This is a genomic window from Micromonospora sp. NPDC047467 (genome assembly GCF_040643095.1).
GTDB lineage: Bacteria > Actinomycetota > Actinomycetes > Mycobacteriales > Micromonosporaceae > Micromonospora.
This window is the reverse complement of the sequence record NZ_JBEYTO010000001.1, coordinates 265,110-285,690: the sequence shown is the minus strand read 5'-3', so window position 1 is coordinate 285,690 and position 20,581 is coordinate 265,110. Positions and strand designations below refer to the sequence as shown.

Sequence of the window (20,581 nt, the reverse complement as noted above, 5' to 3'; positions counted from 1 at the left end):
GGATTTTCGCAGTGGCAGCCGGGGCGGCCATGACCCTCACGGCCGCCGTCGCCTTCGTCCCCAGCAGCATGGCGGCCGTGTCTTCGGCCAACGCCGTCGCGATGGTCGCCTGCACCGCCCCGGCCTGGGCCGAGGGCAACGCCTACCAGTCGGGCGCCCAGGTCACCTACGGCGGCCGCCTCTACCAGGCACTGGTCACCCACACCGCGCACCCCGGCGCCGGCTGGAACCCCGCCGCGACCCCGTCGCTGTGGCGTGACCTGGGCGCATGCTCGGGAACCACGCCGCCACCCACCACGCCGCCACCGACGACTCCACCCCCGACCACACCTCCCCCCACCACGCCACCGCCAACCAGCGGGACCTGCGCGGTGAAGTCACGGCCCACCGGCAAGGTGTTGCAGGGCTACTGGGAGAACTGGGACGGCGCCTCCAACGGCGTCCACCCCGGCCTCGGCTGGATCCCCATCACCGACAGCCGGCTCAACCAGCACGGCTACAACGTGATCAACGCGGCGTTCCCAGTGATCCGCTCGGACGGCACGGTCCTCTGGGAGAACGGCATGGACGCTGGCGTGAAGGTGGCCACCCCGGCCGAGATGTGCCAGGCCAAAGCGGCAGGCGCCACCATCCTGATGTCGATCGGCGGCGCCGCCGCGGGCATCGACCTGAGCTCCACCGCGGTCGCCGACCGGTTCATCGCGACGATCGTGCCGATCCTGACGGCCTACCACTTCGACGGCATCGACATCGACATCGAGACCGGCCTGACCGGCAGTGGCAACATCAACACCCTGTCGACGTCGCAGGCCAACCTGATCCGGATCATCGACGGCGTGCTGGCCCGGATGCCGTCGAACTTCGGCCTGACCATGGCACCGGAGACGGCCTACGTCACCGGCGGCAGTGTGGTCTACGGCTCGATTTGGGGCTCGTACCTGCCGATCATCAAGAAGTACGTGGACAACGGCCGCCTCTGGTGGCTGAACATGCAGTACTACAACGGCAGCATGTACGGCTGCGCCGGTGACTCGTACCCGGCCGGCACCGTGCAGGGCTTCACCGTGCAGACGCAGTGCCTCAACAACGGCCTCACCATCCAGGGCACCACCATCCGCGTGCCGTACGACAAGCAGGTCCCGGGTTTGCCCGCGCAGAACGGGGCGGGCGGCGGCTACATGTCGACGTCTTTGGTCACGCAGGCCTGGAACTCCGTGCCCGGCCTCAAGGGCCTGATGACGTGGTCGGCGAACTGGGACGGGTCGAAGGGGTGGACCTTCGGCGACAACGTGAAGCGCCTGCAGGGCCGCTGACGGGTGATGGTGCCGGCGTCCGTACTGGTGGCATTCGAGACGGCCTCCGGTCAGGGTGAGCCAGATCGGCCGCGCCGGGCCCGCAGCCACACCCGCAACGCCACGCCGGCGCCGATCAGGGCCAGCAGGGCCCACTCGCCGATGCCCAGTTCCCGCTCCAGATAGCGGTAGGAGGCGGCGCCCAGGTAGCCCAGCAGCGCCACGGCTGTCGACCACACCAGCCCGCCGGCCAGGTTCGCCCGGAGAAACACCGGCCAGCGCATCCCACCCGCGCCAGCGATCATGGGGACCACGGCCCGCAGCACCGCCACCCAGCGTCCGGTGACCACCGCCCACGCCCCACGACGGGCGACCAGGCGGCGGGCCCGCGCAAGGTCGAGGCGCCGGCGCAGCACTCGCGGGGCGCGGGCGAGCACGCTCGGGCCGTACCGGCGGCCCAGGGCGTACCCGGCCTGGTCGCCGAGGCACGCCCCGACGACGCCGCCGGCGACCACCGCCCACAGCGGCAGCGCACCGCCGTGAGCCACCAGCCCACCGATCAGGATGGCCGTCTCGCCCGGTACGACCAGCCCGAGCAGCGTCGAGGACTCCAGGGCCGGCAGGACGATCACCAGCGTCAGGACGAGGAGCGGCGGCAGCCCGACGAGCGTCTCCACCACCTTGTCCACCACCCGCTGATTGTCGCCCCCAACGGGTTGGCCGGTAACGAAGATTGCCTTCCGGTGGGCGGGCGATCCGTAGGGTTCGGGTCGACGAAGGGGCACTGTGCCGGACGAGGGGCGGCCGAGGACCGGTGGGAGCGCGCACGCATCGCCCGTCGCCGGCGTTGCTGGTCAGCCTGACCGTCTCGACCGGACTGCTGGCAGCGGTGAGCGCGGCCATCCGCAGCCATCGGGTGCCGCCCTGGGAGCGGGACCTGTTCGCCCTTCTCAACCACCTTCCCGCCGGGCTGACGCCGGTCCTGGGTCTGGTCCTGCAGCTCGGCTCGTACCCGGCGGTGTTCGTCACCGCCGCAGCAGCCGCCCTCGCCCGCCGGATCGGCACGGCGTGGAGCCTCCTGTTGGCCGGAAACCTGGCGTACTGGCTCGCGGTCGCCGTCAAGGCCGTGATCGCCCGGCAGCGGCCGGCGGCGCTGCTCACCGACGTGGTCCTGCGCGAGACGATCAGCGGACGGTTCGGGTACCCCTCGGGACACGTCGCGGTCGCCACCGCCCTGGCGCTCGTCGCGGCGCGGGCCTGCGGCCCCCGGTGGCGCCGTGCGGCCTGGGTGGTGATCGGGCTGGTCGCCGTCGCGCGGATCCACGTCGGGGCGCACCTGCCGGTCGACGTGGTCGGCGGCTTCCTTGTCGGCTGGCTCGCGGTGTGTCTGACCCGGCTCGTGGTCGGCGAGGTCGGGCCGCAACGGTCGGCGCCCAACCTGCGGGCGGCGCTGCGGCGGCGCGGGATCGACGTGGCACGGTTGACACCGATCCACGGCGACGCCCGGGGGTCGCAGCCGTGGCGGGCCGTCACCACCGACGGGCGGCGGCTGTTCGTCAAGGTGACCGGCGGCCAGCAACGCGACGCGGACTGGGTCTACAAGCTGTACCGGCGGGTGCGCTACCGCCACGTGGCCGATGCGCCGCCGTACCTGAGCGCCCGCCAGCAGAGCGAGCACGAAACGTGTCTGACCCTGCTGGCCGAACGCGCCGGCGTCCGGGTCCCGGCCGTCGTCACGACCGCCGCCATGTCCGGCGGCGACGCCATACTGGTGCAGGAGTTCATCGACGCCGCCCCGCTGCACGCCGCCGTCGGGCCGGTCCCGCTCGCCGCCGTGCGCGACGCGTGCGAACAGGTGGCCCGCCTGCATCGGGCGGGCATCGCGCACCGCGACCTGCGCGCTGCGAACGTGCTCGTCGGCCGGGACCACGCCTACCTGGTGGACCTGGGCTTCGCCAGCGACGACGCCTCGGCCGAGCAGCAGGCTCGCGACGTCGTCGAGCTGATGGTCGCCCTGTCCACGCGGGTCGCCCCAGCCAGCGTGGTCGCCGCCGCGGTCGACCGCCTGGGCGTCGCGGCGGTCGCGGACAGCGTGCCGTTCCTGCAACCCCCGGTGCTGTCCCGCGCCGGCCGCAGCGCCCTGCGCGGCCGTCCCGGCACGCTCGACAGCCTCCGCAAGGAAATCGTGCGTCGCTGCCCCGCCCGCGACCGCCCGGCGGCGAAGGTGGTCCGGATCAACCGCCGCACCGTCCTGGAGCTGCTGATCCTGGGATTGACTGTGCACCTGCTGCTTCCGCAGCTCGGCGAGGTACGCACCGCGGCGCGTCTCATCCTGCACGCCAACCCGCTCGCGGTCGCCGCGACGCTGCTCGGCTCCGCCCTGACCTACCTGCTCAGCGGCGTCGTGCTCCGGATGGCCACAGCCAATCGGATCCCGCTGGGCGAGGCCACCCTGGTGCAGGTCGCCGCGTCGTTCGCCAACCGGCTGGCGCCCGGCAGCCTCGGCGGCGCCGCGCTCAGCCTGCGTTACCTACACCAGAGGGAACTCACCACCGCCGGTGCGGCCACCGCCGTCGGCGTCTCCCGCGCCGCAGGTGTGCTCTCGGTCGTGCTGCTCCTGCCGGTGCTGCTGCCCTTCGCCCGCCAGCCCGCCCGCATCCTCACCCATCACGCGACCAGAGCGATGCCGCTGCTGCTGGGCGCCCTGGCTGTGCTGCTCATCGTGGCGGCCGTCCTCGCCGCACCACGGCTCCGTCGGCGCGGACGCGCGGCAGCCGGCCAGGTCGGCGTCGCCCTACGCGCCCTGACCCGTCAGCACGGCCTGCGACGGCTCGTCGTCGCGTCCACCGCGCTCACCCTCACCTACGGCCTCTGCCTCTACCTCGCGCTACTCGCCACCGGCCCGGTCCCCCTCGCGCACCTGCCCCCCGTGATCCTGGTCTGCCTCGTCGGCGAGGGCGTTTCGTCCGCCGCGCCCACCCCCGGTGGGCTCGGCGCCACCGAAGCCGCACTCGTCTCCGGCCTGCTGCTCTACGGAGTGCCGCTGGACGCTGCCGTCGCAGGCACCCTGATCTACCGCCTCGCGACGTTCTGGCTCCCGGTACCGCCGGGCTACCTGGCCTTTCGGCTCCTGGCCCGCCGCCGGCTGCTATGACCACCAGGCAGTGTCGGCCACCGCGGCGGCCGGTGCCCGAGGTGAGGGGCCGTCGAGTGAGGCGGTGGCGCCCGGCCCTTCGGCACGGCCGGTCGGCTTGGTCGACGACACCGGCCACCCGGTGGCGCAGGCCCGGCCGACCGGTTGGCCGAGACCGAAAACGCGGACTGAGGCAGGACACGCCCCCGAACGCTGGGGGCGTCGGGGCCCTCCATTACGGTGACGACGAACGGGGGTGGGCCACGGTGCCGGAGGTGTCGCCACGAAGGGCGAGGGCTGTGCTCGTCGCGCTCTCCCTCGCCGCCTTCGCGTTCATCACGACCGAGCTGCTGCCCGTCGGCCTGCTGACGCACATCGCACCCGATCTGGACCGGTCCCGCTCGCAGATAGGCCTGCTGGTCAGCGGGTACGCCATCGTCGTCGTGTTGGCCTCCGTGCCGCTGGCCCGACTGACCCAGCGGATCCCCCGGCGTCAACTGCTCAGCGTCACGATGCTCCTGTTCGCCGCCGCGAACGCCACCGCCGCGCTCGCGCCGACGTACACCGTGCTGGCCGGCTCCCGGCTCGTGACCGCCCTGGCTCAGGCGGTGTTCTGGTCCATCGCCACGGCGACCGTGACCGGCCCCTTCCCGGTCGCGGTGCGCGGCCGGGTGGTGGCGCTGTTCGCGACCGGAGCGACGCTCGCCCCGGTGCTCGGCGTACCCCTGGGGACCTGGATCGGGCAGCAGGCCGGCTGGCGTGTCGCGTTCGCGGTGCTGGCCGGGGTTGGTGTGGTGATCGCCGCCGCGGTGTTCGTCCTCCTTCCCTCCTATCCCCCGGCCGCTGGCGGCGCCGCGCACGGCACCGCACCGGACGGGCGGCGCTTCGCCCTGCTGCTGGTCGCGACCGCCCTCGGCATCGGCGGCTTCATGACCCTGCAGACCTACGTCACACCGTTCCTGCTCGACGTCAGCGGCTTCGCCGACGCGGTGCTGGCGCCCCTGTTGTTCGTCTCCGGCGCGGCCGGCGTCGTCGGTACCCTGGCCGCGGCCCGGACCCTGGACACCCGGCCGATCGCTTCCCTGCTGACGCCACTGAGCATCGGCACCGCCTCGCTGTTCGGCCTGTACGCGCTCGGCACGCTCCGGCCCGGTGCGGTCGCGCTCCTCGCCGGGATCGGCCTGGCCTACGCGGCGTTCGGCTCCGCCGTGCAGAGCCGCATGCTGCAACTGGCTCCGGGCAGCACCGACATCGCGTCGGCCGGCGTCAGCACCGCCTTCAACGCCGGCATTGCCGGCGGATCACTCATCGGCGGTGTTCTCCTGCCCACCTCGGGGGCACGCCCACTGGCACTCGTCGCCGGGTTACTGACGCTGGTCGCCCTCACCCTGCTCACCGTGGACGCCCGGCGGGCCCGCGCCGCCGGCCGTCCGTCGACGGCCACCGGCCCCACCAGCTCCACGCGCCAGAGCCCAACCGCTCGGGCGGGTACGCCCTAGGTCCGAGTTCCTCGGGCAGGGACCAGCGTCAGCTAATCACGCGGAAGGTGGCGTCGGCACGGCTCTGCGCGTCGGTGACCGGGTCGAGCCGGAGCAGATAGCTGTAGTGCCGGATGTGGCGGTCCGGGTGGCTGTAGGACTGGAACGACGTCCACGAGGAGTTGGCGAGGCCGGCGACCTGCCGGAAGGTGGCGTCGGCGGCGAACGTGGCGGTGCCGTCGTTGGCTTCCAACCGGAAGTCGAACCCGTAGTGGCGCAGGTAGTAGCCCGGGAAGTTGACCGACTGGATGGAGACCGTGCCGGAGCCGGCCAGGCCGGGCACCAGCCGCCACTGGCCGTCCTGGGCCGGGCTGACGTTCGCGTCGATGCGGGCGTCGTAGTCGGCGTGCCGCACGTACCGGTCCTGGAAGTTGTACGACTGGATTCGGTTCACGGCGGTGGCGGGCCAGCGGGCGAGCACCCGGCTCTGCTCGGCGGCGGTCAGGTTGAGGATGGAACCGTGCCGTTTCTTGGTGCCGCCCATGGCGTACGAGCCGGACGCCGGCAGCCGGAAGCTGCCCGGGCTCGACGGGTTGGTGGTCAGGACGGGCAGATAGCCGCGCCCGGTGGCGTACTGGTCGAGGTAGAGAACCCACTCGTTGCGGGAGTTGAACTTCATCCACATCGGGCCCTCGACCTGCCCCCCGGTCAGCCCGACGCCGGCCAGGTTTCCGAGGTTCGTCCACGTGCCGAGCAGGGAGTTGCTGCCCTCGATGGTGATCTGGTCGTCCCGGGAGGCCCGGACGTAGCGGTAGGCGCCGACGCCGGCCGGCACCTCGACGATCTGGGTATCGATGATCTCCTGGCTGCCGGGCCGGTTGACGTAGACCTGCGGCGTGGTGATGCTGCGGAAATCCGCCGTGCGCGCGTAGTAGATGCGGTGTTTGGTCGCCCCGTTGAGCGGGACGTTGGTCGCCCAGTAGAGGACGTAGTCGCCGGTGGCCGGGTTCCAGATCGCCTCCGGGGCCCAGGCGTTGCGTCCGTCCGGGATCGCGCCGGCGACGTTCAACAGCCACGGCGCCGACCAGTTGACCAGGTCGGTGGACTCCCACACGACGAGGTTGCGGCTGCCGTTGTTGATCGCGGCCGACCAGTCCTGGCCGCAGCCGATGCACAGGTCGGTGGCGATGATCCAGTACCGGTCGCCGCCGGGCGAGCGGACCAGGGCGGGGTCGCGGACGCCACGGGTGCCGACGGTGGACCGCAGTACGAGCCCGCCGTTGTTCAGGTCCGTCCACCGCAGGCCGTCGGCGCTGTGCGCGAGGTAGATCTGCTGGTCGGTGGACGACTCGCCGGTGAAGTGCGCCATCAGGTAGCCGACTGTCGGGTCGAGTGCGGACGCCTCCTTCGGCGTCGCCGCCGACCAGGTGGTGAACAGCAGGCACGCGGCGACCGCCACCGCGCAGAGCCGGGCGAGGAATCTCGACATAGGTCTCTCCTTCGCGCAGGGGCCGTAGGGATCAGCTGGCGGGCGGTGCGGCGAGCACTGGCGTTAGCGCTAACAGGACTCCGGCCCTGCTCGGCTCGGATCTCGGATTCTTGTTACATTCGTGTTGCGGCCAAGTGTTAGCGACCCCATCTGGAGTGTCAAGGGATCGACCATGGTCGTTGGTCAAGAGCTATCCGACCGGCCGGACGACGGTGGCTCGGTGGCCCCGGAACGCCTTCTCCAGCAACCATGAGCCGCGTGCGGCGCAGACCCTGACGCCGACCGCCAGCGGCCGGGTACGCAGACCCGCGAGCCAACGGCGGACGGTCAACCGACCCGGATCTTCCTTCACGCGCGCCGCACACGGTGGCGTGGTCGGGTGTGGACGACAGGGCCGGGCGAGCAGCGTCCCGCGTGCCTCGCCTGCTCCGCTCGCGCCTCGCCTGGCCTCGTTGACCTTGCACTTCCGGTCGACGGTATGGACCGTCTCGCACCTTTTGTCAGGTCAGAAACTACAAGATCGCGGGAGTGCGGGTGCGCCAAGACCCGGAGCCCCGTCGATCATGGAGTTGCGGTGCCCGACGAAAGGTGCGGAACACCACATACCGGCCACCATTACTCCATGATCGACCGGTGACCGACGACCGCGCGGCCCGGCCCTGGACGTGGATCGGACTCGCACGCGGCAATGCCGCAGCGTACGCACGACAAGGACACCGGCCCGGTCGGATTGGATCTTGTTCGGCCGAAGGACTCGAAGCCTACCGCGCCCACCCGCAACAGGTCCGAAACTACCGGTTGAATTACCTGGAACTTTCTGCCAGCCTGATAGCCATCGATCAGTGTGAACGTTAACAAGATCACTTCAGCACCGGAGGCGCCGCACGCGACCGTCAGGCCCACCCACCTACCAGGTGACCACGTCCACCACCGAGAGAGCCCTACGCCCGCAACCAGTCACCAGCGGGTGACCGGACCACCCGTCGCAACCCTTCACACGCTGGCCAGGCAGCCCGAGCCGAGTCACATCGGGGGCGGACACCTGACGTGGGCCCCGGCCCGCTCAGGCGGACTCAGCATCGGGCCGCCACCGTTTCGAGCGGGGCCTCCCCACTGGAAACAGCGACAGGATTTCCTATCCACCACTGGAGGATCAGCATGATTTCCCGGACCCGTCCCCCCAAGCGCACCCGACTACGAACACTCACTTTTTCCGGAACAGCCGCGATAATTCTGGCCCTGGTCGTATCGCTGGTGCCCAATCTCGCACAGGCCGCTGAGACGACCCTCGGCGCTGCCGCGGCCCAGTCCGGCCGGTACTTCGGTGCCGCCGTGGCCGCGAACAAGCTCAGCGACGGCGCCTACACGACGATCCTGAACCGCGAGTTCAACAGCGTCACCCCCGAAAACGAAATGAAGATCGACGCGACCGAGCCGCAGCAGAACAACTTCACCTTCGGCAACGCGGACCGGATCGTGAACCACGCCACCTCCCGGGGGTGGAAGGTCCGCGGCCACACCTTGGCCTGGCACTCGCAACAGCCGAGCTGGATGCAGAGCATGGAGGGCAGCGCGCTGCGCAACGCGATGCTGAACCATGTCACCCGCGTGGCCAGCTACTACCGGGGCAAGATCGACTCGTGGGATGTGGTGAACGAGGCGTTCGAGGACGGCAACAGCGGCGCCCGTCGCAACTCGAACCTTCAGCGCACCGGCAACGACTGGATCGAGGCGGCGTTCCGCGCCGCCGACGCGGCGGACCCGAACGCCAAGCTCTGCTACAACGACTACAACACCGATAACTGGACCTGGGCCAAGACCCAGGCCGTCTACAACATGGTGCGCGACTTCAAGTCCCGTGGGGTGCCGATCGACTGCGTAGGCTTCCAGTCGCACTTCAACGCCAACTCGCCGTACAACAGCAACTACCGCACGACGCTGTCCAGCTTCGCCGCCCTCGGCGTGGACGTGCAGATCACCGAGCTGGATATCGAGGGATCCGGCACGTCGCAGGCCAACACCTTCCGCAGTGTGGTCAACGACTGCCTTGCCGTGGCTCGCTGCAACGGTGTCACCGTATGGGGCGTGCGTGACTGCGACTCGTGGCGCTCCAGCGGCACTCCGCTGCTCTTCGACTGCAGCGGCAACAAGAAGGCCGCCTACAACTCCACCCTGGAGGCGCTGAACAGCGCTGGCCCCGGCACCACCCCCACGCCCACCACGCCGGGTCCGACCCCCACCGCGACGCCCACCGTCCCACCCGGCTCGGCCAGTGAGATCGTCGGCACGCAGTCGGGCCGGTGCGTCGACGTACCCAACGCCTCGACCACCAACGGCACGCGAGTACAGCTCTACGACTGCAACAAGCAGGCCAACCAGGCATGGACCTACACCTCAGGAAAACAACTCCAGGTGTACGGCAACATGTGCCTCGACGCCGCAGGCACCGGCAACGGCGCGGCGGTACAGATCTACAGCTGCCACAGCCAGACCAACCAGCAATGGAACGTCAACTCCAACGGCACCATCACCGGCGTGCAGTCCGGACGATGCCTTGACGTGTGGAGCACCGCCAACGGCGCCCAGGTCCAGCTCTACGACTGCAACGGACAGTCCAACCAGCAGTTCCGGCTCGCCTCCCTCGGCGGCGGATCCACGCCGACGCCGACCCCGACGTCGACTCCCCCGCCGACCGGCGGCACCTGTGACCTTCCGTCGTCGTACCGCTGGTCGTCGTCCGGCGCGCTGGCACAGCCGAGGTCGGGTTGGGTGTCGCTGAAGGACTTCACCCACGCGCCGTACAACGGCCAGCAGTTGGTCTACGCGACGACGCACGACACCGGAACGACGTGGGGCTCGATGAACTTCGGTCTCTTCTCGAACTGGAACCAGATGGGGTCCGCGTCGCAGAACCAGATGCCGTTCGCGGCGGTGGCACCGTCACTGTTCTACTTCGCGCCGCGCAACGTCTGGGTGCTGGCCTATCAGTGGGGTCCGACGGCGTTCTCGTACCGCACGTCGACCGATCCGACCAACGTGAACAGTTGGTCCGGGGCGCAGACGCTGTTCACCGGAAGCATCTCCAACTCCAGCACCGGCCCGATCGACCAGGCAGTCATCGGTGACGACCAGAACATGTACCTGTTCTTCGCCGGGGACAACGGCAGGATCTACCGGGCCAGCATGCCCATCGGGAACTTCCCGGGCAGCTTCGGGTCGAACTACACGACGATCATGACCGACTCGACGAACAACCTGTTCGAGGGCGTTCAGGTCTACAAGCTCCAGGGCCAGAACCGGTACCTCATGCTCGTCGAGGCGATCGGCGCGAACGGGCGCTACTTCCGCTCGTTCACGGCCACCAGCCTGGGTGGCACGTGGACGCCGCAGGCCACGTCGGAGAGCAACCCCTTCGCCGGCAAGGCCAACAGCGGCGCCACCTGGACCAACGACATCAGTCACGGCGAGCTGATCCGCAGCAACGCCGACCAGACCATGACCGTTGACGCCTGCAACCTGCAACTGCTCTACCAGGGGCGTTCTCCCAGCTCCGGCGGCGACTACGGGCTCCTGCCGTACCGGCCGGGTCTGCTGACGCTGCAACGCTGACGACCGGACAACGCCGGGACGGGCGGGCTCGGCACACGACCGAGCCCGCCCGTTCCGCATTTACCCACCACCAGGAGGCACCGACAGTGCGAGGACACCGACACCACCCCCCGCCCTCGGGGAATACCCATGCCGACCGAACGCCCGCCCGATTTCGGGGACGGGTGTGGAAGCTCGCCGCGGTAGGGATCGCCGCCGTGGTCGGGTTGTTCACCATCACCGTGGCGACCGGGTCGGCATCGGCCGCCGACAACCCGTACCAGCGGGGACCGGACCCCACCCAGAGCAGCGTCGCCAACGTCAACGGCCCCTTCGCCAACACATCGGTCAGCGTCCCGACCGGGTACGGCTTCAACGGCGGCAGGATCTACTACCCGACCGACACCAGCCAGGGCACCTTCGGGGCCATCGCCATCTCGCCGGGTTACACCGCGTTGTTCTCCGCCGAACTGGCCTGGATGGGCCCGTGGCTGGCCTCCCACGGCTTCGTCGTGATCGGCATCGAGACCAACAGCCGCAACGACTTCGACACGGCCCGCGGCACCCAACTGCTCGCCGCATTGGACTACCTCACGCAGCAGAGCCCGGTACGTGACCGCGTCGACCCCAGCCGGTTGGCCGTCGCCGGTCACTCCATGGGCGGCGGGGGCGCGCTGAGCGCAGCCATGCGGCGCTCGTCGTTGAAGGCAGTGGTCGGCATCGCGCCGTACTCGCCGTCGTCGAACCTCGCCAACGACCGGGTGCCCACGATGATCCTCTCTGGGCAGGCGGACACGGTGGTCACCCCGTCCTACGCCACCGGCCTGTACAACAGCCTCCCGGCCACGACGGAGAGCGTCTACCTGGAGGTCGCCGGTGCGGATCATGGATTCATGGTCGGGCGGCCGAACCCGGTGATGGTCCGGACCATGCTGCCGTTCGTCAAGATGTTCGTCGACAACGACGCCCGGTACAGCCAGTTCCTCTGCCCGCTGCTGGACTCCAGCGGCGTGGTCACCTACCGCAGCACCTGCCCGCTGCTGCCGTCGACGCCGACCACCCCGACGCCCACCACGCCGGGACCGACCCCCACCGCGTCGCCCACCGTGCCGCCCACGGTCCCGCCCACCTCGGCCAGCGAGATCGTCGGCACACAATCCGGCCGCTGCATCGACGTACCCAACGCCTCCCGTAACAACGGCACCCGGGTCCAGCTCTACGACTGCAACAGGCAGACCAACCAGACCTGGACCTACACCTCAGGCAAACAACTCCAGGTGTACGGCAACATGTGCCTCGACGCCGCAGGCACCGGCAACGGCGCGGCGGTACAGATCTACAGCTGCCACAGCCAGACCAACCAACAATGGAACGTCAACTCCAACGGCACCATCAGCAGCGTGCAGTCCGGACGATGCCTGGACGTCTGGAGCACCGCCAACGGCGCCCAGATCCAGCTCTACGACTGCCACGGCCAGACCAACCAACAGTTCCGGCTCGTCGCCCGCGCGTAACGAGCACTGATACCGGCGGGCTCGGCATCAGCCGGGCCCGCCCACCTCATCCGGAAACCCGCGGCTGGCTGACGCCGATGTCCGGGCGGCAGCTGGTCAAGGTCGGTGCCGAACGCGGCGAGGCGGCGTGGGTCACCCGTTCAGCACAGCGCCGGTGGACGGGATGAGTGGCATGATGCTCCCAGTCCTGTCATCGGAGCGCTGCGAACGTAGTCCCGCCGCAACACCGAGCAGCGCTCACGCAGACAACAGCGTAGGCATTCGAGTAGCGCGTGACTGGGGGTGGATCGGCCCATGAATGACAGATTCCTGGACCTGGACCCGGACGGTCTGGGCCCAGTCGCACACGGCATCGGCGATCTAGCAGACCTGCTGCTCGCGCTCGACCTTCCATCCGCAACAGACGAAACCTCACGGTCCTGGGCCAACGAGTTGCCGCGGATTGGGGCCGAGCTCGCCCAGGTCGAAGCACAACTGCGAGAGATCGCCCGTACGGTCACGGCGACCGACGACGAACTCGCGATGCGGTTCGCCCGACACGGTGACGCATGACGGAGGGGTCCGTGTCCTACGCGCGGTTACTGGAGGACGACTCCAGCGCGGCCGACAGCGAGCAATGGGCGCAGGCTGCCCGCACGGCGCGGGACAGCGCCGAGGAACTGGGCCGGCTACACCGTCTCCTCGACGCGCACTGGCGCTCCGGCCGCGACCGGGATCAGGTCGACGATCTGCTACGTCGCCTGACCCGCCGACTCGACGAGGCACAAGACGCCTACACGGTCATCGCCGCCACGCTGGCCAACCGCGGACAGGAGCTGGCCCGAGCACGTGAGCTAGTACGGCAGGCGACCGCCGAGGCACACCTCACGGGTCTGTTGGTCATGCCGGCGGGCGACGTCGTACCACCGGAGCCCGCGCCGCTGGCGGTGCAGGCCGTCGCACATCGGCTCGCGGCACGCATAGCCGCGGCGGTGGAGGACGCGGCGGCGACACGGCGAAGGGCGGCTGAGGAGGTGGCCGCCCTGCCGCCACCGGATCCATGGTGACGCCGACCGCGTGGGTCACCCAGGCTCGCTCCAGGCGACCTGGATGAGCTGCTGTCCGTCGCGCCGGCGGACCAGGGTGCCCCGGCCGGGCGGTTGCGGGCTCGGTCGGAGATTGCCGAGGACCGCACCCTCGTCCCGGTTTCCGGACAACAACAGGCCGGGCGACTCCAACTCGCGCAGCCGCTGCAATACCGGCTCGTAGATCGCCCGCGACACGCCACCCATGCGCCGGGTGACGATCAGATGCAGGCCGATATCGCGGCCCCGCGCCAGCAACTCGTGCAGTGCGCTGAGGGGATTCTTGCCGCCGGATGCCACCAGGTCGTAGTCGTCCACCAGGATGTACAACTCCGGGCCCTTCCACCAGCTCCTGTCGCGCAACTGTGCGGTGCCGACCTCCGGCCCGGGAAGGCGGTTGGACAACGCGGCATGGATCGACTCCAACCCCTGACTGAACACCTGGTTCGACGCGGCGTACTCCAGCAGGTGCTCCCCCTCCACCGCGCCGAGCAGGCTCCGCCGGTAGTCGGCGATGACCAGTCGAGCCTGCGCCGGGGTGTACCGGTCGACGATCTGCCGGGCGATCAACCGCAGCACGTTGGTCTTGCCGCTCTCCGCGTCTCCGAAGACTGTCAGGTGGGGATCGGCGGTCAAATCGAGGTAGACCGGAGCCAAGCTCGCTTCGTCAACACCGATCGGCAGGCCCGGCGCGGTGCGGTCGACGACCCGGTCCAGTTGGGCCATGGAGAGCCGGCGAGGCAGCAACCGCACCTTCGGGGCCACCGGGCCGGGCCAGTTCGCCGCCAGCCGCCCGGCCAACTCCGCCGATGCCTCGGTCAGACCCTCGATGTCCTGCCTGCCATCGATCCGCGAGACCGCGGTGAGGAAGTGCAACTTGTCGCGGGTCAGGCCCCGGCCCGGGGATTTCTCCGGCACGTTCATCGCGGACCGGCGGTCGATTTCCGACTCGGCCGGGTCACCCAGACGCAGCTCCAGTTTGGTGCCCAGCAGATCCCGCATGTTGATCCGGATCTCCGCCCACCGCACCGCCGTCAGCGCCACGTGCACCCCGAAGCCCAGACCCCGGTTGGCCAGGGTGGTGATCGTCTGCTCCAGCTCCTCGTAATCCTCGCGCAGGGTGTTCCACCCGTCGACCACCAGGAACACGTCACCGAACGGGTCATCGGCGAACTCCCCCGACGCCCGACGCCGCCGGTAACTCGCCATCGAATCGACGCCGTGCCGCGCGAATCGTGCCTCCCGCTCGTCGAGCACCGCGACCACTTCGGCGACCGTACGGCGCACCGCCTCGGTGTCTCGCCGGCCGGCCACCCCTGCCATGTGCGGCAGTTGCGCCAAGCTGCGCAACGCCCCACCGCCGAAATCCAGACAGAAGAACTGCACCTCACGCGGCGTGTGCGTCAACGCCAGCGACGCTAGCAACGACCGCAGCATCGTACTCTTACCGCTCAGCGCCGTGCCGACGATCACCACGTTGCCGCCAGCACCCGCCAGCTCGACCATCAACGGATCCCGGCGCTGCTCGTACGGGCGGTCCACCACCCCCACCGGCACGGTGAGCGCGCCACGGCCCGGCCACGAATTGGCGGACAGTCCGAACTCCGGATGCGCCGATAGAGGTGGCAGCAGGCTGTCCAGCGTTGGCGGATCGGCCAGCGGCGGCAGCCACACCTGGTGCGCTGGCCGGCCCCGGCCCTGAAGACGCTCCACCAGGATGTCCAGGATCGAGTCGGCGGCCCGCCGCTCCGCAGGGTCGCTGAGCTCGGCGTCGTACTGCACGGGCGGTCGAGACACGTAGGCGCCCCGAAACCGGGTCATCGTCGAGTTGCCGGCCTTGACATAGCCGTGCCCCGGCGCGTTCGGCAGCTCGTACGCATACGGCACGCCGAGCACGATCCGGCTTTCCACCGCCGAGAAAGTGCGCAGGCCGATCCGGTACGACAGATGCACGTCGAGCCCGCGCAGCCTGCCCTCTTCCAGCCGCTGCGACGCCAGCAGGAGGTGCACACCCAGCGACCGGCCGACCCGGCCGATCTGCACGAACAGATCGATGAAATCGGGCTTTGCCGCCAACAACTCGGAGAACTCGTCGCAGATGATCAGCAGACTCGGCATCGGCTCCAACGGCTCACCGGCCGCCCGCGCCCTCTCGTAGTCGTGCCGCGAGGCGTAGTTCCCCGCCGCACGCAGCACCTCCTGCCGCCGGTTCAGCTCACCGGCCAGCGCGTCGCCCATCCGGTCCACCAGCGCCAGCTCGTCCGACAGGTTGGTGATCACAGCGCTGGTGTGCGGCAGAACATCCAGCGACGCGAACGTCGCCCCACCCTTGAAGTCCACCAGGACGAAGTTCAACGTCTCGGACGAGTGTCGCGCCGCCAGCGCGGCCACCACCGTACGCAACAGCTCGCTCTTGCCGGAGCCCGTGGCGCCGATGACCAGGCCGTGCGGACCCATGCCGCCCTGGGCCGACTCCTTGAAATCGAGCATGACGGGTTGACCGCCCAGCTCGAACCCGATGGGGACCCGCAGGTAGTCGGCTCCCATTGGCGTCACCCGCCCGGCGAAGTCCTGAAGAGCCTGGTAGTCCGCGACGCCGAGCACCTCCAACGCCTCGTCTCTGGTCTCGCCGGCCAGGTGCGCCGATCCCGGCCTCGACTGCGACGTCCCTACGCCCCACGCCTCCGCGATCATCGAAATCATCGCGGTCGTTCCGTCCGGTGCGGCCTCGTCCAACTCCGACTCGAGCTCCGGGTCCACGTCGGTCACTGTCAGTTCGGGCAGCGCGATGCGGAACATCCGCCGGCCCTGGATTGCCCAGCCGGGCATGGACAGCGGCAGTCTTGCCGCGTGATCCGGATCAACCATCGAGTCCGCAGGCTGCGACAGCCGGGTCTCGATCCGCAGCTGCGGTAGTTCAGCCAGCTCCTCCGGGATAGAGCGCCAGTTCCGATCGAGCACGGCCAGGTGGAACCCGTACCCGAGCCCTCTGTTCGCCAGCTCGACTACCCGGCTGGTGAAGCCGCTCAGCAGCATCGCGAAGTCCTGCCAGCGGTCCACCACCAGGAACACGTCCGGGTACGGGCCGCCCGGGAGCTGGCGCCGCCGGGCGCGCAGGCTCGCCGGTGACTCCAGCTCGTGGTCTCGGAACAGCCGCTTGCGCCGCTGCACCTCGTCCTCGATTCGGGTGAGCAGCTTGCCCAGCTCCTCGACCTCGTCGTCGCCCAACACCGTCTGCATGTGCGGCAGGCGCCGCATCGGCCCCAACCAGTTGCCACCCGACTCGAGGCAGTGGAACACCACCTCGTCGGCGGAGTGGGTGAGCGCGAGGCCGCCGATAATAGTGCGCAGCAGGGTGGTCTTGCCCATCCCGGCCCGCCCCACGATGAGCAGATGCCCCTCCGCGGACCCGAGGTCAAGTGACACTGGCTCGCCGGAGGGCGCGTCCATGCGCTCGCTGCGACCGACCGGCACCTTCAGGAGGCCGCGTTGCCGCCATTCGATTGCGCATAGCTTGACGTCGTCCACGGCCTTCAACGGCCCGAGCAGGTCACCAAGCCGGGGATCACGCTGGTCCCGCTTCCCGCGTTGCCGGTGGTGTCCGTCCCGGGACAGCGCGATGTGTACCTCGCTGCTTGCGCGTCCGAAGTGACAGGGCGACTGGTCGGTGGTGCGCTTCGGCAGCTCCATGTGCACGTACCGCCACAGGTCCTCCGGGGTAATCCGGCCGCGTCCGGTCAGGTCGGCGGCCCCTGTGCTCAGTCCCTGGATCACCGTCTCGGTGAACGCCGACCGTTGTCGCGGCGTGGCCGCCGTTGCCGGCCTGCCGTCACTGGCCCGCTCAATCGAGTTGGTAGCGGTGATGACGTACCGGCCGTCCCCGGCCTTCAGCTCCCCGTCCAGGTTGAGCTCCGTCGGTGACTTCGACTGCTCGAAGGCACCGCTGTAGCAACAGTCCAGCAGGATGATCGAGCTGGTAGCCGGTGACTCGTCGAGCAGTTCGTGGACGAACGACGCCGAGATGGCGGTGGACGACAGGTACTTGGCCTCGGTGTTGGCGACTGCCAGGTAGAAGCGGCCCTTGGGGCCCCGACGGATGCCGTGCCCAGAGAAATACAACAGGATTAGGTCTTCCGGGCCGGCCGCGCGCAGCATCATCTCCATGCTGCGCTCAACCGAGCTCTTCGACTCGTTCTCCAGCAGGGTTGCCCTGTCGAACGCCCCGATGTCCGCGTCGGCGAGCAGGCTCTGCAGGTCGCGAGCCTCCTCGCGCGGGGCGTAGAGGTCGGCCAACGACTCGTCAATGTAGCGGTCGTTGGCGATGAGCAGGGCCAGCCGCTGTCCCACGGCTCAGGCTCCCGCCCCGCCCAACCGAGGCAGGGGATCCGTAGCGGCAGCGGCAGCGGCAGCGGCAGCGGCAGCGGCAGGTGACGACACATGGGTCGGCCCTGCCTCTGCGGACATCTCGACTAGCCGCGCCAGCCCGTCGACGAGCGCGGGATCGTCGATCTGGGTGCTACCGGTGATGACCAGCTCGATGTCGCCCCGCCGAATGCGGATCGACCGCGCCTTGGTCCGTTCGGCGTAAGCGATGGCGACCAAGGCGATGGCCCTCACAGTGGTGGCGGAAAAGAGCCCACCAACCGCCAACATGCCCAGCTCCCACGCCTCTGCCGACTTCGTCCCGAGCACCGGGCCCGTGGCGCCGACCAGCGTGACCTGCAGTCGAGGCACCATTCGCAGGTCGTCACCGAGCGCTTGCGTGAGGGCATCGAACCGCTCGCCGCCGATCGGTTGCTCTGGTTCGACCAACAGCACCAGTTCCAGCATTGCCACCCCTCTCTGTGTCTACATTCAACACCACCGGGGCGAGGCCACAGGATCCTCAATCGTCAAACGACGGCGTCTCAGACAGGCCGCTGCGGAGGCGGTCCAGCTCGGCGTGGTACATCGCCTGCATGCGGTCATAGTGCCGAACCAGCAGCAGGACCTCCTCGGCGTTGTAGCCCTCGACGAGGCGTGCCGTCCGCTCGGCGAACCGCTCGTACGGTCGCTTCAGCTCGGCGATCCGCTCCGGCCGCAGAGTGACGATCACCCGCCGCCGGTCCACCGGGTCGCGCTCGGCCGTCACGTACCCCGCCTGCTTGAGCCGGCGCAGCATGCTGGTCACCGCCCCGGTGGTGAGGTTTGTCCGCTCGGCGACCTGCCCCGCGGTGGCGGATCCGGCGTCGGCCAGGTAGTCCAGGCACTCCAGGTCGCTCACGGTGAGGCCGAGCCGCTCCGCGATGGCGTACCGGAACACCATGGACAGCCGCGACATCTCCCGCCCGGCGCGCATGAGATCGGCGATCGCGGAGGTACGGGCCGGGTCGTGGGACATGGCCGCAATCATGCCTCCGGCACGGTCACCCGGTGCAGTCGAGGTAACACGCGGGTCAGCACCCAGTGCGGCGCGGCCGCTCCCCCGGTGAGGCGGCGCATCAGCCGGGCGGCGGTGTCGACGGCGCGGAAGGCGTACGGCACCATCTCGTCCTGGTAGCGGGCGATCGCCTCCTCCACCGGCGCGCCGCTCGCCCGGGCCTCGACCAGTTTTCTGCCGAGCAGGGCGGCGTCGCGCAGCGCGGTGTTGCCGCCGTGGGCGCCGAACGGCGGCATGACGTGCACGGCGTCGCCCATCATCGTCGCCCGGGGCACCGCCCACCGGTGCGGGCGTCGGCCGGCGGCGAAGAGGTTGAGCACTGTGGCGTCCAGCTCGGCGGTGCCGACCAGCCGCCGGACGAGCGGGTGGAAGTCGTCACTCATCAGACTGGTCAGTCTCCACAGCGCCAGCAGGTCGCCACGGATGCCGATGGGCACCTCCTCCTGCCGGAGCAGTAGTCCCCACATGACGTAGTCGTCGCCGGTGGGGGCATAGCTGCCCGGGGCCAGGCGCGCGAACGCTTCCTGCGGATTCTCGCCGAACCGCATGGACGTGAAGAAGAAGGCGCGCCCCGGCCGGTCGCCGATGGCCAGGACCCCGCTGGTACGCAGCGCGTCCGGGATGACACTCTGACCGTTGCGCCGCAGGGGTGACCGACCGTAGATGCCCGCCATCGGGGTGTTCTCCGGGTCCGCGTCCGGCATGAGCTGCGCGCGCAGCGCCGAGCCGACGCCGTCCGCGCCCACGACGACGGTTGCCGAGGCGGCCCCGCCGTCGGCGAACCGCAGCTGCAGCCCGGCGGGGCCGCCGCTCTCCACCGCGACGGCGTCCCTGCCGTAGTGGATGCGTCGGTGCAGCCCGGACTGCAGGATCGACCGCAGGGTCAGCCGGTCGACCTGGCGGGTCGCTTGCGGCTCGTCCTTGAAGGTGATGGAGAACGCGTCCCGCAGCCGGCTGTCGGTGAAACGTAACTGCCCGCCAGGCTCGTCACCGGTTGTCAGCGCGAGGTCGTACAGCGGGCGGGGCAGGCTCTCGCGCAGCGCCTCCAGCCCGTACCGGTCGAGGATGATCCGGTAGCCCTGCCGCCGGACGAAGGGGCCCGGGTCCCGCTCATAGACGTGCACGTCGATGCCGGCGCGCATCAGGTACTGGGCGAGACAGAGGCCGGCGAGGCCGGCGCCGGCGATTGCCACCGAGAAGTCAGTCGATGAGCCCATGCAGTTATCTTAATGACTAAGATGATTTGGGCAAGGCCACGCGGCGCGGCGCAAAGCCCAGCCATCCGCGACAGCACCGCAGCTCACGATCCCGCAACGTGAGTCGCCTGGTGGTCTCGGGGTGAGGCTTGTGTCCCTACGACTCTCGCCCGCGGTTACGGCGGTGGTGGACGATCAGCGCGACCGCGCTGAGCACCACCACCAGGCCGAACGCCGAGCTGATCCACTGGTTGTCCGCCGCGGTCGACAGCACTATGTTGGCCGCCGCGCTGACGACGAGCACCAGCCACAGCAGCGGACGGAGCAAGCCGCCCGGCTTCTTCGGTGCGGCGACCGGGGCCTCGGTGATGCGGTACGGATCGGTCATGACTGCCTCCTTTGACGAAT

General features: G+C 69.7%; 14 protein-coding genes. 7 read left to right on the top strand and 7 right to left on the bottom strand.

What is annotated here, in order from left to right; all coding sequences use genetic code 11:
* Positions 1-29 precede the first annotated feature (29 nt).
* Positions 30-1,313 (top strand): glycosyl hydrolase family 18 protein, encoded by a 1,284-nt coding sequence (locus ABZ780_RS01205; protein WP_357482913.1) that lies wholly within the window; start codon positions 30-32, stop codon positions 1,311-1,313.
* Between the two features lie 50 nt (positions 1,314-1,363).
* On the opposite strand, the gene ABZ780_RS01200 is transcribed toward ABZ780_RS01205, so the two are convergent.
* Complete coding sequence (locus ABZ780_RS01200) at positions 1,364-1,984, bottom strand: DedA family protein (protein WP_356998915.1); 621 nt, start codon at positions 1,982-1,984, stop codon at positions 1,364-1,366.
* A 122-nt stretch (positions 1,985-2,106) separates the two neighbouring features.
* On the opposite strand from ABZ780_RS01200, the gene ABZ780_RS01195 reads away from it, so the two are divergent.
* Complete coding sequence (locus ABZ780_RS01195) at positions 2,107-4,446, top strand: lysylphosphatidylglycerol synthase domain-containing protein (protein WP_356998913.1); 2,340 nt, start codon at positions 2,107-2,109, stop codon at positions 4,444-4,446.
* Between the two features lie 254 nt (positions 4,447-4,700).
* Positions 4,701-5,924 carry an MFS transporter gene (locus ABZ780_RS01190; RefSeq protein ID WP_356998910.1) on the top strand — a complete coding sequence of 408 codons (1,224 nt, stop codon included), beginning with the start codon at positions 4,701-4,703 and terminating at the stop codon, positions 5,922-5,924.
* A 28-nt stretch (positions 5,925-5,952) separates the two neighbouring features.
* On the opposite strand, the gene ABZ780_RS01185 is transcribed toward ABZ780_RS01190, so the two are convergent.
* Positions 5,953-7,392 (bottom strand): glycoside hydrolase family 43 protein, encoded by a 1,440-nt coding sequence (locus tag ABZ780_RS01185; protein ID WP_356998907.1) that lies wholly within the window; start codon positions 7,390-7,392, stop codon positions 5,953-5,955.
* Positions 7,393-8,643: 1,251 nt separating this feature from the next.
* On the opposite strand from ABZ780_RS01185, the gene ABZ780_RS01180 reads away from it, so the two are divergent.
* From ABZ780_RS01180 to ABZ780_RS01165, 4 genes are all read left to right on the top strand, one after another.
* Positions 8,644-11,001 carry a non-reducing end alpha-L-arabinofuranosidase family hydrolase gene (locus tag ABZ780_RS01180; protein ID WP_357002682.1) on the top strand — a complete coding sequence of 786 codons (2,358 nt, stop codon included), beginning with the start codon at positions 8,644-8,646 and terminating at the stop codon, positions 10,999-11,001.
* Positions 11,002-11,198: 197 nt separating this feature from the next.
* Positions 11,199-12,494, top strand: coding sequence for a ricin-type beta-trefoil lectin domain protein (locus ABZ780_RS01175; protein WP_356998905.1), 1,296 nt, complete (start codon positions 11,199-11,201; stop codon positions 12,492-12,494).
* A gap of 294 nt (positions 12,495-12,788) precedes the next feature.
* Positions 12,789-13,046, top strand: coding sequence for a hypothetical protein (locus ABZ780_RS01170; RefSeq protein ID WP_356998903.1), 258 nt, complete (start codon positions 12,789-12,791; stop codon positions 13,044-13,046).
* Positions 13,043-13,540: a hypothetical protein gene (locus ABZ780_RS01165; RefSeq protein WP_356998901.1), complete on the top strand. Its 498-nt coding sequence runs from the start codon at positions 13,043-13,045 to the stop codon at positions 13,538-13,540. Before ABZ780_RS01170 ends, ABZ780_RS01165 begins: the two co-directional genes overlap by 4 nt.
* Positions 13,541-13,555: 15 nt before the next feature.
* On the opposite strand, the gene eccCb is transcribed toward ABZ780_RS01165, so the two are convergent.
* The 5 genes from eccCb to ABZ780_RS01140 form a co-directional block, all read right to left on the bottom strand.
* Entirely contained in the window at positions 13,556-17,905 is a 4,350-nt protein-coding gene (eccCb, locus tag ABZ780_RS01160; RefSeq protein WP_356998898.1) for a type VII secretion protein EccCb, read from the bottom strand.
* 3 nt (positions 17,906-17,908) lie between these two features.
* On the bottom strand, positions 17,909-18,388 hold the full coding sequence (locus ABZ780_RS01155; protein WP_356998896.1) for a hypothetical protein: 480 nt from the start codon (positions 18,386-18,388) through the stop codon (positions 17,909-17,911).
* A gap of 55 nt (positions 18,389-18,443) precedes the next feature.
* Positions 18,444-18,938 carry a MarR family transcriptional regulator gene (locus ABZ780_RS01150; RefSeq protein ID WP_356998893.1) on the bottom strand — a complete coding sequence of 165 codons (495 nt, stop codon included), beginning with the start codon at positions 18,936-18,938 and terminating at the stop codon, positions 18,444-18,446.
* 8 nt (positions 18,939-18,946) lie between these two features.
* The gene (locus ABZ780_RS01145) at positions 18,947-20,194 is read right to left on the bottom strand and encodes an NAD(P)/FAD-dependent oxidoreductase (protein ID WP_357482909.1); all 1,248 of its coding nucleotides are present in this window, start codon (positions 20,192-20,194) and stop codon (positions 18,947-18,949) included.
* A 136-nt stretch (positions 20,195-20,330) separates the two neighbouring features.
* Complete coding sequence (locus ABZ780_RS01140) at positions 20,331-20,561, bottom strand: hypothetical protein (RefSeq protein WP_356998888.1); 231 nt, start codon at positions 20,559-20,561, stop codon at positions 20,331-20,333.
* Positions 20,562-20,581 lie beyond the last annotated feature (20 nt).